Origin of the sequence: Sporosarcina sp. P26b, from assembly GCF_002743245.1 — a bacterium.
Classification (GTDB): domain Bacteria; phylum Bacillota; class Bacilli; order Bacillales_A; family Planococcaceae; genus Sporosarcina; species Sporosarcina ureae_C.
In genome coordinates, this window is sequence record NZ_PDYW01000010.1 from 16492 (window position 1) to 28591 (window position 12100).

The 12100-nt window shown below is 38.8% G+C and carries 13 protein-coding genes; 10 read left to right on the plus strand and 3 right to left on the minus strand.

Annotation, left to right across the window (positions count from 1 at the left end; translation table 11 throughout):
• Positions 1–201 precede the first annotated feature (201 nt).
• Positions 202–1101, minus strand: coding sequence for a catalase (locus CSV69_RS10520; protein ID WP_085427212.1), 900 nt, complete (start codon positions 1099–1101; stop codon positions 202–204).
• 114 nt (positions 1102–1215) lie between these two features.
• On the opposite strand from CSV69_RS10520, the gene CSV69_RS10525 reads away from it, so the two are divergent.
• Positions 1216–1659 carry a YusW family protein gene (locus CSV69_RS10525; RefSeq protein WP_099693385.1) on the plus strand — a complete coding sequence of 148 codons (444 nt, stop codon included), beginning with the start codon at positions 1216–1218 and terminating at the stop codon, positions 1657–1659.
• Between the two features lie 229 nt (positions 1660–1888).
• On the opposite strand, the gene CSV69_RS10530 is transcribed toward CSV69_RS10525, so the two are convergent.
• Entirely contained in the window at positions 1889–2233 is a 345-nt protein-coding gene (locus CSV69_RS10530; RefSeq protein WP_085427210.1) for a DUF3899 domain-containing protein, read from the minus strand.
• A gap of 190 nt (positions 2234–2423) precedes the next feature.
• On the opposite strand from CSV69_RS10530, the gene CSV69_RS10535 reads away from it, so the two are divergent.
• From CSV69_RS10535 to ytvA, 6 genes are all read left to right on the plus strand, one after another.
• Complete coding sequence (locus tag CSV69_RS10535) at positions 2424–4163, plus strand: peptide ABC transporter substrate-binding protein (RefSeq protein ID WP_099693386.1); 1740 nt, start codon at positions 2424–2426, stop codon at positions 4161–4163.
• A 176-nt stretch (positions 4164–4339) separates the two neighbouring features.
• On the plus strand, positions 4340–5272 hold the full coding sequence (gene opp3b, locus CSV69_RS10540; RefSeq protein WP_099693387.1) for an oligopeptide ABC transporter permease: 933 nt from the start codon (positions 4340–4342) through the stop codon (positions 5270–5272).
• On the plus strand, positions 5272–6297 hold the full coding sequence (opp3C, locus tag CSV69_RS10545; protein ID WP_085427207.1) for an oligopeptide ABC transporter permease: 1026 nt from the start codon (positions 5272–5274) through the stop codon (positions 6295–6297). The genes opp3b and opp3C overlap by 1 nt, the downstream gene beginning before the upstream one ends.
• Positions 6298–6312: 15 nt before the next feature.
• Complete coding sequence (locus CSV69_RS10550; protein WP_099693388.1) at positions 6313–7377, plus strand: ABC transporter ATP-binding protein; 1065 nt, start codon at positions 6313–6315, stop codon at positions 7375–7377.
• A complete protein-coding gene (locus CSV69_RS10555) occupies positions 7377–8309 on the plus strand; it encodes an ABC transporter ATP-binding protein (protein ID WP_099693389.1) in 933 nt (310 codons plus the stop codon). Before CSV69_RS10550 ends, CSV69_RS10555 begins: the two co-directional genes overlap by 1 nt.
• A 245-nt stretch (positions 8310–8554) precedes the next feature.
• Positions 8555–9295: a YtvA family blue-light photoreceptor gene (gene ytvA, locus CSV69_RS10560; RefSeq protein WP_099693390.1), complete on the plus strand. Its 741-nt coding sequence runs from the start codon at positions 8555–8557 to the stop codon at positions 9293–9295.
• A 42-nt stretch (positions 9296–9337) separates the two neighbouring features.
• Here the strand turns inward: ytvA and CSV69_RS10565 are convergent, their stop codons facing one another.
• Positions 9338–9826, minus strand: coding sequence for a DinB family protein (locus CSV69_RS10565; RefSeq protein WP_099625519.1), 489 nt, complete (start codon positions 9824–9826; stop codon positions 9338–9340).
• A gap of 81 nt (positions 9827–9907) precedes the next feature.
• On the opposite strand from CSV69_RS10565, the gene CSV69_RS10570 reads away from it, so the two are divergent.
• The 3 genes from CSV69_RS10570 (at position 9908) to msrA (ending at position 12026) form a co-directional block, all read left to right on the plus strand.
• Positions 9908–10546 carry a pentapeptide repeat-containing protein gene (locus CSV69_RS10570; protein WP_085427202.1) on the plus strand — a complete coding sequence of 213 codons (639 nt, stop codon included), beginning with the start codon at positions 9908–9910 and terminating at the stop codon, positions 10544–10546.
• A 169-nt stretch (positions 10547–10715) separates the two neighbouring features.
• Complete coding sequence (locus tag CSV69_RS10575) at positions 10716–11270, plus strand: GNAT family N-acetyltransferase (protein ID WP_099693391.1); 555 nt, start codon at positions 10716–10718, stop codon at positions 11268–11270.
• A 90-nt stretch (positions 11271–11360) separates the two neighbouring features.
• Positions 11361–12026, plus strand: a complete 666-nt coding sequence (msrA, locus tag CSV69_RS10580) for a peptide-methionine (S)-S-oxide reductase MsrA (RefSeq protein ID WP_233192366.1) — start codon at positions 11361–11363, stop codon at positions 12024–12026.
• Positions 12027–12100 lie beyond the last annotated feature (74 nt).

The following is a 12100-nucleotide window of genomic DNA, read 5'->3' on the forward strand; positions in this document are numbered from 1 at the left end:
TTAACAAAAACATAATGAAAAAATCAAGGATAGCATAGCTTTGTATTGGCGATAGTGAAAGAACTTGATTTTCTAGATGATTATAGCCTATCTTTTCTTCAAGAAAAAATTTGCTAACGCTTATAATGTATTTTGTTTAGTGAAAATAGTAAAAATGAATTCAGCATTATAACCGCTCCTTTAGGTTTTTCTAGAGATTTATTAAAGTTCATTATTTACGCCACGTCGCTTGGCAGATTCCTCGTACGCAGCGGAGCGAAATAGTAATACCGGATCATCGCTGCATTCTATTCCTTCTATAGTAACTGTTGGATCGAAAACAAAGGCTTCTGCGTTATCTGCACGAAGAGAGTTCAGTGTCAGAGTTCCTGCCTCAATTTTCTTTCGGTCATTTGGCCAGGCAATAGTGGGGTCACTCGTTTGATCTCCTTGTTCAGCTAATTGCATAAGTAAGCGAAAACGTACAGGATGTCCTTGTTCTACTTTATGAATGAGTTCGTTTTCCATAGAGTTGCCTTCCGTATCAAAGTCATTTTGAGGTACAGGTTGCCATTCAAATCGCACGGCTTGTCTATCAAAGTCCATATTCTTCAAAAAGTACGCATGAATAGAATAGTAATGAAGGGTTTCGAAATTACGATACGGTTTCAGTTCTTTTAAAATGGAAGCAAATGCTTTGTACTCTGTGTCATGCATCAGAGCATCTATTCGTTGTGACCATGTACTGTTTGAATCAAATGCTTGTATTAGACGAATAAAGGCTTCTGGAGTTTTACTAATGAAGATTGGAATATTAACCATAGTCAAGTTTGTAAATGTACCATCAGATAATTGAAAGCGCACTGCCATTCCTTTAATTGGATTCAATCGCTCATTCGGGTTTGGGCTCGTAGAACTGTGAGAAAAACGTACAACAGCAGGAACTTCAGATTGCTGTAGATGAGTAGCTATTGTCCAAGGCATTGCAGCACCGGTTGGTTTAAAAGTCGCATCAAATGCAACTCCGGTCGCGTGCGCACGTCGCAAACTACTTTCCGTATGTACAGCTGACTCAATGGAATCAATTGCTTCTTTAGCGGTTAAGGGATTCTGATTATTCATTCGAAAACACTCCTTTACTTACCAACATACCCTTCATTAAATAAAACTAACCGATTAGAAAGTAGCAAAAAGGGTAATACTAGGGTTAATACGACATCTAGGAGGAATATTTTTATGAAACGTTTAGTAATAACAGGGGTATCAGTCATGGCGCTTGCATTGGCGGGATGTGGAACGAATGCGAAAGATGATAAAGTAGAAGAAAATTCTAATGCAGCTAATCCGCCGGTAGAGCAACCATTAGAACCAGCTACTGATGATACAAATCAAAATACTGATGGAGCTGTACCAGATACTACAACAGATTCCTCGACTGACTCGGCAACAGGAGATATGCAAGCCAACATGGACAAGCTATCATTTAAAGAAATTGAATTAGACGTTTCATACGGAAAAGACAAAGAGTATGAAGCGGAAATTGAACAAGATGAAAATGAACCAATTAAAGCCAAAGTAGAAGATGAACTAAATGAAATTTATTTGAAAGGTCAGGAAGCATTTGATGATGTATATTCAAAAGTGAAAAACCTAGATGTGACAAAAGATAGCTCGCAGTAAGAAACAATTGATCGTATACTAGAAGCTTTTAATCTTCAAGCGGATTATGAAAAATTCGAAGTGGAAATCAAATTCAACGATGGTAGTAAACTTGAGGTAGAAGATCGTAAATAATCAAGCTTTTTTAAATGCGATAGAAGTAAATAGCAAGTAATCACCGTTGTGTTATAAAATATATCAGTAAATTAAAAATCTCGGTATTTCCTATAAAGGAAGTACCGAGATTTTTTTATAGATAGTATAAAATAAGCGCCAAAATCATTAAAATGAAAGTTGGCATACCTGCAATGAAGAACCAAGCTGGACTCGCCGACATTACTTCGGATGGAGCACGCATAGATTCGATAGCTTCTCTTTGACCTTTTCTAGCAAACACTTTACGTGAACTCGTCATGAAGAAGTCGAAGAAGCCAGTACGGACGACAAACACAAGCCCACCAAAGAATAACAAAAGACCACTGACGAAAAAGGAAGCATTAATATAGCCTAATAATGAGATTTTACCGTATACTGAATAGGCAGAAATAATAATCACCAGCTGCGATATGAGAAATACAATACTATTACGTTTCATAGAAGTCCTTCTTTTCTTAATTAATGTTGATAGCTACTGTCTATCATACAAGAAATGAGTAAGAATGTGTAGAATCTTCAATAATAGTTTAAAATTAAGATAATATTGTTGTTAGCGTTTACATTCATAAGTTTTTCTTGTATAATGAAAAAGTTAGTACTTCAAAAACACCGAAGGGGAGGTCAACAATTTGAAGAGCAATAAGTGGCTTTTATTAATGGCACTAACATTAGTGCTAAGTATGTTCTTAGCTGCATGTGGCGGTTCGAAAGACGAAGACAAGCCGGCAGCAGATGGGGACGACAAGGACAAGGATGCGGCAACTGAAGAACCAGAAGAAAAACAGCATGCCAAAGACGAAGAAGGAGAGCCAGATGCTGAGCAAGTATTATACTTAGCTGAATCTGCTGCTATCCCATCTGTTGACTCATCAATCGTAGAAGACGCAGTTGGCTTCAACGTGTTGAATAATATCAACGAAGGTTTATACCGTTTAAACCAAGAAAATATCGCAGAACCTGCAATGGCTGCTGAAGAAGCAGAAGTAAGTGAAGATGGATTGACTTATACATTCAAACTTCGTGATGCAATGTGGGCTGATGAAACACCTGTAACAGCTAACGATTTCGTTTATGCTTGGCAGCGTGCAATTGATCCAGCAACTGGTTCACCTTACGGACCATTCATGATGTCTGGTGTAGTAGAAAACGCAACAGCAATTTCTGAAGAAAAAATGGAAGTATCTGAGCTTGGCGTTAAAGCTATAGATGAGAAGACGTTTGAAGTTAAACTTGAGCGTCCAGTACCATATTTCTTGTCACTTATGTCATTCGGAACTTTCTATCCACTTAAAGAAGAGTTTGTAGCTTCTAAAGCGGATGCATTTGCAACAAACTCTGATAACCTTCTTTCAAATGGACCATTCGTTTTAACTAAATGGGATGGAACAGGCGATAGCTGGACTTATGTTAAGAACGAACATTACTGGGATGCAGAAAACGTTAAACTTAATGAAATTCATGTAAACGTTGTAAAAGATTCTGCAACTGCAATTAAACTTTATCAAGATGGTAAGTTGGATCGTGCCGGAGTTTCTGGTGACCTAGCTATGCAATACCGTGATGATGAAGAAGCAGTTATTCAACCAGAAACATCTGTATTCTATTTCAAGTTTAACCAAGAGCGTGATGGTAAAGAAACACCACTTGCGAACGAAAACATTCGTAAAGCTATTGCTAAATCTTTCGAAAAGGAAGATATGGTAGATGTAGTACTAGCTAACGGTTCATTAGCTGCAAACTTCTTAGTACCAACAAACTTTGCATTTGATGAAAACGAAAAAGACTTCCGTGATTTAAGCGGCAACCACTTAGAGTACAATGTGGAAGAAGCACAAGATCATTGGAAAAAAGGTCTTGAAGAACTAGGTGTTGAATCTCTTGATCTAGAAATTCTTGGTGGCGACACTGAACTTTCTAAGAAAATGGACGAGTACTTCAAGTCTCAATTAGAAGGTAACCTAGAAGGACTTAAAATTTCGTTGAAAGAAGTACCATTCTCCGTACGTTTGGATTTGGATGGCAACCAAGACTATGATATTCAAGTATCAGGTTGGGGACCAGACTTCCAGGATCCGATTTCATTCTTGGATCTTTTCGTAACAGACGGTACAAATAACTTGATGTCTTACTCTAATCCAGAGTACGATAAATTGATTGAAGATTCTAAAGGCGAATTGGCTCTTAAGCCTGAGGAGCGTTATGAAGCATTCGCACAAGCTGAGAAAATTCTACTTGATGATGACGCTGCAATTGCACCAATTTACCAACGTGGTTTGATCTTCTTGCATAAGCCATACTTCAAAGGCTTAGTTGATCATCCATTCGGAGCGGACTATAGCTTCAAGTGGGCATATATTTCAGGTAAGTAATAGTATCGTTGTAAAGTCTTGAGTTTAATAGGGGAGAGTATATGGGGATCTGTATTCCATATACTCTCTTTTTAGTAACAGCGAATAGTTGCAATATTTAAAAAGTATTTTGTCGAAAATTGTCAAGTGATTACTAATAAGTAAAGTAAGAAACTCTTTTGGAGGTGTAACGTACCGTGGTTAAGTATATTGGAAAACGCATAGTATATATGTTTATAACGCTATTTTTAATTGCAACTGCCTCTTTTTTCCTCATGCAGACATTGCCTGGTTCACCAATTGCTTCTTACAATAAGTTGAATGATACACAAAAAGCGATTGTTGAAAAGAAATATGGGATCGATAAGCCTAAGCCTGTGCAGTATGCAATCTATATGAAAAATTTGGCTAAAGGTGACTTGGGGACGTCCTTTGTATTTAAAGGTAAGAGTGTCAACGACTTATTGGCTAAAAGATTGAAACCTTCTTTAATCTTGGGAGCGCAAGCGATGGTCTTCGGGACCATTGTCGGTATCCTGCTTGGTATGCTTGCAGCATTAAAGCATAATACATTTTGGGATTACGGAAGCACCTTCTTGGCAATACTAGGTATTTCTATTCCTTCCTTTGTATTTGCATCATTGTTGCAATATTGGATTGCTTCAGAGTGGCATCTATTACCGGTCGGTTTGTGGAATGACGGTTGGAAGTCAAGTGTCCTGCCATCGCTTGCACTCGCTATGGGGCCACTAGCCCTATCCGCGCGCTTTATACGGACTGAGATGATAGAAGTATTGAATTCAGATTATATTATTTTAGCGAAAGCAAAAGGTGCCAATGGTTTTGAAATTGCTTTCAAACACGCATTCCGAAACGCATTAATACCTTTAGTCACGGTCCTCGGACCACTTGCAGCTGGCTTGGTAACCGGTTCACTTGTAGTAGAACAAATTTTTGCTATTCCAGGAATTGGTGAGCAATTCGTATCGTCTATCATGACGAATGACCATGCCACGATCATGGGTACGACATTAATGTTCTCAGCCTTCCTTATAGTAGTTATTTTTATTGTGGATATTTTATACGGGGTCATCGATCCACGTATCCGCGTGTCTGGAGGTAAGGGATAATGCGTATTGAAAACGAACAAGAAAAATTAACACCAGAAGATTTTGAGCGAGTGACAATTGACGCGCATCATTCCGAACGTATAGAGAAACCAAGTTTGAGTTTCTGGCAAGATGCATGGTTAGGACTCCGTAAAAATAAAGCAGCTATTGTCAGTATGGTCGTTCTTCTGTTAGTTATACTGATGGCATTAATCGGTCCACATTTAAATGGGCATGCGGGTGACACGCAAAACTTACGTCACGCCAACTTACCACCTAAAATTCCTGGTATTGAAGCAACAGGACTATTTGATGGGGACGGTAAATTAGCTGGAAAAACTGTAAATCTATATGAAATGAAGAAAGTTGACGAGTACTATTGGTTTGGTACAGATGGACTTGGTCGTGATTTATTTACACGACTTTGGGAAGGTTCTCGTGTATCACTATTCATCGCATTTGTAGCCGCGGCTATTGATATGGTTATAGGGGTAGCTTATGGTGGGATTTCCGGATACTTTGGTGGACGGACAGACGACATCATGCAACGGATTGTTGAGATATTGATCGGTATACCTACATTAATTGTCGTCATTTTGATGATTATGATCATGGACCCAGGAATAACTGCGATAATTGTCGCCATCACCATAACCGGTTGGATAGGGATGTCGCGGATTGTACGAGCACAGACATTAAAATATAAATCCCAGGAGTTCGTTTTGGCTTCACGTACGCTAGGTGCCAAAGATGGCAAAATCATTACAAAGCACTTGTTGCCGAATATGCTTGGAATTATTATCATCAATACAATGTTCACGATTCCAAATGCCATTTTCTTTGAGGCATTTCTAAGCTTTATCGGAATTGGACTCCAGCCACCAGCTGCTTCATTAGGTACATTGATCAATGACGGATATAAAGTGATGGAGAATCAACCATACGTCTTATTGTTCCCGGCTATTGTTATCAGTGTTCTTATGATTGCATTTAACTTGATTGGTGATGGACTGCGTGATGCACTAGATCCTAAAATGAAAGATTAAGAGGAGGAGAGCAAGTTGACAAAAATATTAGAAGTAAAAGACCTCGAGCTTTCCTTCCATACATTTGCAGGTGAAGTGAAAGCTATCCGTGGTGTAAACTTTGATTTACACAAAGGTGAAACGCTCGCAATCGTAGGTGAGTCGGGATCAGGTAAATCGGTAACAACGAAATCGATCATGCGACTTCTTCCAGAGTCGAGTGCTGAATATAAAAATGGAGAAATTTTATTTGAAGGAAAAGATCTAACGAAGATCCCTGAAAAAGATATGCAAAAGATTCGTGGGAAAGACATTTCGATGATCTTTCAGGATCCGATGACTTCATTAAACCCGACTATGACAATTGGCAGACAAATTATGGAACCCATTTTGAAACATCAGAAGCTGAACAAGTCAGCAGCACGCAAGCAGACGATTGAGTTATTGAATCTTGTAGGCATTCCCAATGCAGAAAATCGTTACAAAATGTATCCGCATCAATTTTCAGGTGGGCAACGCCAGCGTATCGTTATCGCAATTGCGCTAGCATGTAACCCGAAAGTGCTGATCGCAGATGAGCCAACTACGGCACTAGATGTAACGATTCAAGCGCAAATTCTAGAGTTAATGAAAGAAATCCAGAAAAAGACTGATACATCTATCATATTTATCACGCACGATCTAGGTGTTGTAGCAAACGTTGCAGACCGTGTAGCTGTTATGTACGGTGGTCGAATTGTTGAAATAGGCACTGTGGATGAAATCTTCTATAATCCACAGCACCCATACACTTGGGGCTTGCTAAGCTCTATGCCATCCATGGATTTAGCGGATCAAAAACTTTATGCAATTCCGGGAACACCGCCTGATTTATTGAATCCTCCAAAAGGTGATGCTTTCGCGTTGCGGAGCGAATATGCCATGAAGATTGATATGGAACGTCGGGCTCCGTTCTTTAAAGTGAGTGATACACATTACGCTGCGACATGGTTATTGCACCCACAAGCACCACAGGTTGAACCGCCAGCGCTTGTTATTGAACGTATGAAAACATTTAAGGGTAGCCGGTACTATGTTGAACAGACGGGAGGTACTGTGTGATGTCAGATAATTTAATTGAAGTACGTAATTTGAAACAATATTTTAACGCTGGGAAATCAACTGAAGTACGTGCGATTGATGACATTAGCTTCACTATTAAACGTGGTGAAACATTCGGTTTAGTAGGGGAGTCAGGTTGTGGTAAGTCCACAACAGGGCGTACTATGATCCGATTATATGACGCGACAGCGGGTCAAGTTCTTTACAATGGTGTAGATGTACACGCACCGAAAAGTAAAAAAGAAACTCACGCATTGAATAGAAAGATGCAAATGATTTTCCAGGATCCTTATGCTTCATTGAATCCGAGAATGAAAGTCCTAGATATTATTGCTGAAGGACTCGATATACATGGTCTAGTAAAAGGCAAAGCCGATCGCAAGCAACGAGTAATTGATTTACTTGAAACTGTTGGGTTGAATCGTGAACACGCTGAACGTTACCCCCATGAGTTCTCAGGTGGTCAGCGTCAACGTATCGGAATTGCTCGTGCATTAGCCGTAGATCCCGAATTCATCATTGCGGATGAGCCAATATCGGCACTCGACGTTTCTATTCAAGCACAAGTTGTAAACTTGTTGAAGGAATTACAGGAAGAGAAAGGCTTGACATATTTATTCATTGCCCATGATTTATCAATGGTTAAATATATCTCCGATCGCATTGGTGTAATGTACTTTGGTAAACTGGTAGAGATGGCTCCAGCGGATGAATTATACCGAAATCCGATGCATGCTTATACGAAGTCTCTACTGTCAGCAATTCCTTTACCGGACCCAGTTTATGAGCGGTCACGTGTACGCCATCCGTATAATCCGAAAGATCATCAATACGAACCAGAGGATAAAGTGGAATTTCGTGAAGTTGCTCCTGAACACTTTGTTTTGTGCTCAGAAAAAGAATTTAACGAGATGCAAGTTGCACGTGTATAAGATAGAAACTCCTCTGACTATTGAAAAGTCAGGGGAGTTTTTTTATTCTATCAGTTGAAAAAGTCTTCAAGTAAATTATCGTGTTCAATGAGACATTTACAGTTTACTTCTATTGATGAAGATAGATTATTCATATTTCTAAGTCTTATATAGAAGAATATGCTACTATAAATAAAAGAATCTATTGAAAACGACGGGATGTGTGAAAAATAAAGAATTTAGCAGACACGATACAAAAACAGTTAATGGAAGCGTTAATTAACGGAAGTAGAGTTTCAGCAATCGTGACAGATGCATCACAAGACGACAATCCTATAATTTTTGTGAATAAAACGTTCGAAACTATGACGGGCTATACCGAAGATGAGGTATTAGGGCGAAATTGCAGATTTCTACAAGGAGAGGATACGGATCCGTCTACTGTGATGAAAATTAGAAGGGCGGTAGCAGAAAGAAATCCTCTTACAGTTGTGATAAAAAACTATAAAAAGGATGGTAGTCTATTTTGGAATCGCTTAAGCATCCGTCCTATCACTATTGAAGGAAAGAATTTCTTTATTGGAACACAGACAGACGTTTCTGTACAATACAAACAAATAGAAGAGCTTCACAGCAAAGATCATGAGATTGAACAGCTTATGCTTCCTATTATGATGATTTACGATAATTTGGCAGCTGTTTCGTTGATCGGTCAGATGAATGAAGAACGATTTGATTTGCTAATCGAGAAGTTAAGTGGTTTTGTCCACACTCAAGCAGTGGATCATGTAATGGTTGATGTTACGGGTCTCTATTGGCATGAAGAAACTTCTATAGAGCGTCTTTTGGAAATACAACAAGTTCTGGAGCTTATGGGCAGCAGTTTATATGTCACGGGAGTCTCTCCAGATCTAGCGCGTAAGTTGGTGGCAGCTAAAGATCCGAATCAAGAGTTGAAAACATATTCAAGTATTCAGCAAGCAATTTTTTATATCGATAGAAAATAAAATGACCCCCACTATACTGATGATACGTAGTGGGGGTCTTTATCAGATACCGATTTGATTTTTAACTTCTTTAATTTGTTCAATATGACGCAACTCGTGATAACCGACAAATGGAATCCACTGTGTAAGGCTCATTTCACCAAAAACAGGGTGTGGATAAGATTTCACTGCTAATTGATCTTCTGTTGCACTATCGGCAACTTCACGCAAAGCGGTATGAGTAGCAGAAAGCTTAGATTTTAACTCATCTAGCGTAGAATAGTCATCTGTCGGTGTAGCGAAGTTAGGTGCTTCTACTTTGGTTGATCGATCTACTGTAAGCTGAATCGGCTTGTCTGTTGTGATATTCTGCTCATCGGAAGCGAGCTGTTTTTGAATGGTTTTAGTGACTCCACCTTCCATCAAATACAGATGTTGCAAAAGTTGTTTGACAGACCATTCGTTTTCAGAAGGCTTTTTATTGATCTCTTCATCTGATAACTTTTCTACTTGCGCTAATAGTTCTTTACGTACTTGATCATTAATTTCCATTATCGTCACCTCTTTTTAATATAGTACCATTTACTAGGCCATAATACTTTTGGGAAAGCCTGAAGAAAAGGAGAAAATAAAATGAAGCGCAATCAACCTAAAATTCCTGATCACTTACTATCCGTACAGCTACAGGATGTACGCCATGATGAAGATCCCTTTTTGCAGAATGCATGTATAGTCGATGAAAGACTAGATGGACAAGAAATTGAGCGTGTTCAATTAACTAGCATGCTTATTAAGAATTCAAGTTTTCAAGGAGCCTCTCTACCTGAACTTTTTGTTACAGATGTTCGGTTTGAAAACTGTGATTTTTCTAATGCGGACTTGACCGGTATAAGCATTCATCGAGTAAGCTTTCATAATTGCAAAATGCTAGGCGTGAACTTTACAAATTCTCGATTCACAGATGTCTTGTTTGAGGAATGTATATGCAATCTTTCTGCGTTTGTTCATGCAAAATGGGAAAGGGTCTGGTTCGACAAATGTCTCGTTAAAGATGCAGATTTCTTTGATTGTAAACTGAAACATACCTACTTTATAGAAAGCAATCTGGATTCTGCTAGTTTTGATGAAACCCCATTGAAAGGTGTGGAGATTAAGACTTCAGAATTCGAAAGTATGACTGTATCATTAAAAGAATTAGAAGGTTGTATTGTATCTTCTTTGCAAGCAATTCAATTCGCCTCAATGTTGGGGTTAGATATCCGCGATGAATAATGCATTGCTAGGGAATACTAAAAGTGGGTAAAAATATTTAATCAGGATGGACCTTTCATTCTCTCATTATTACAAATACCTAAGTTGACTTTCTTTTCTGGCAGACTTAAAGTAGGTATATAAGAGATGGGAACGGGATAAAGTAACTGCCAGTGAAAGGGGTTAGGATATGTTCGTGCATCAAGTATCAGAGGATATTTCATTAAAACTTGTAGGGCAGAAAGACGCAGAAGTTTTATTTGCTTTGGTTGATGAGTCAAGAGAACATTTGCGGGAGTGGTTGCCGTGGGTGGATTCCATGACTGATGCGGATCAGTACGGTCCTATTATTGAAGCTTGGTTACAGCAGTTTGCTGAAGAAGATGGATTTCAAGCGGGGATTCTGTATAAAGGAAACCTAGCTGGCTTCGCAGGATTTCATTCAGTAAACTATGTAAATAAGCAAACAAGTATTGGTTTTTGGCTAGCAGAGGCATATCAAGGAAAAGGTATTATGCATGCCGTGGTCTCCTCACTGCTTGACTATGCTTTTGACGAATACAATGTACATCGCGTAGAAATTCGCTGTGGTATGGAAAATAAAAGAAGTCGAGCGATTCCTGAACGATTAGGGTTTAAGAAGGAAGGAATCATTCGTGATGGCGAGTACTTGTATGATCATTATCATGACTTAATTGTATATAGTATGCTTGAAGATGATTGGAAAAAGCACAGGAAATCTTGATGCATTTCTTACAGAGTCCACCTCTAAATGGACTCTTTTTTATATTTATATTTTCATTATAGTGAGATTAATACGAGGGAGTGGTTCGACTTGCTAACTATCAGTGAAATGGACAAAGAACTAATACAGAACAGGGAAATGGAAACCGCAACATTTGGAATGGGCTGTTTTTGGGGTCCTGAAGCTCGCTTCGGTAGCTTACAGGGTGTAATAAGGACAAGGGTGGGTTATGCAGGCGGTACTACGGTTGCCCCCACTTACAAGACAATCGGAGATCATACTGAAACCGTTGAAATCGATTACGATCCGAAAATTATTTCATACGAAGAAATACTACTTCATTTTTGGCGTAATCACTATCCTAATCGAGATCAATATAAAGGACAACAATACGTCTCTTCATTGCGTTACCATAATGATCAACAAGAACAGATAATCATTCAAGTAAAAAATGAGATGGAGAAGGAGCTTGGGGAGCAGATTGAAACGGAAATCACGCGATTAGAACAATTCACACTAGCTGAAGCACGTCATCAGAAATACTATTTGAAGCGCTACCCAAATGTTTTGGAGCAGTTACATCCTCTATATACTTCTGAAGAGTCGTTAAAGGGTTCAACATTTGCTGCTAGATTGAATGGTTTCGTCAAAGGATTTAGCACACGAGATCAAGTTTTGACCGAAATTGAAAGCTGGCCACTACAGGCAAGTGCACGTCAACATCTCATTCGACAGTTTTTGCAATTAAAGTGGTGAAATCAATAAAAGATCGAATCTTTTCTTCTTGTAACTTCATTCCACGCTTGCTATGATGTTCCAATATCAACATA

Excerpts from the sequence above, each read along its gene's own strand:
- CSV69_RS10570 (WP_085427202.1), top strand. The coding sequence starts at position 9,908 with ATGAAGCGCAATCAACCTAAAATTCCTGATCACTTACTATCCGTACAG.
- CSV69_RS10575 (WP_099693391.1), top strand. The coding sequence starts at position 10,716 with ATGTTCGTGCATCAAGTATCAGAGGATATTTCATTAAAACTTGTAGGG.
- opp3C (WP_085427207.1), top strand. The coding sequence starts at position 5,272 with ATGCGTATTGAAAACGAACAAGAAAAATTAACACCAGAAGATTTTGAG.
- CSV69_RS10525 (WP_099693385.1), top strand. The coding sequence starts at position 1,216 with ATGAAACGTTTAGTAATAACAGGGGTATCAGTCATGGCGCTTGCATTG.
- ytvA (WP_099693390.1), top strand. The coding sequence starts at position 8,555 with ATGGAAGCGTTAATTAACGGAAGTAGAGTTTCAGCAATCGTGACAGAT.
- CSV69_RS10530 (WP_085427210.1), bottom strand. The coding sequence starts at position 2,233 with ATGAAACGTAATAGTATTGTATTTCTCATATCGCAGCTGGTGATTATT.
- CSV69_RS10555 (WP_099693389.1), top strand. The coding sequence starts at position 7,377 with ATGTCAGATAATTTAATTGAAGTACGTAATTTGAAACAATATTTTAAC.
- CSV69_RS10520 (WP_085427212.1), bottom strand. The coding sequence starts at position 1,101 with ATGAATAATCAGAATCCCTTAACCGCTAAAGAAGCAATTGATTCCATT.
- CSV69_RS10565 (WP_099625519.1), bottom strand. The coding sequence starts at position 9,826 with ATGGAAATTAATGATCAAGTACGTAAAGAACTATTAGCGCAAGTAGAA.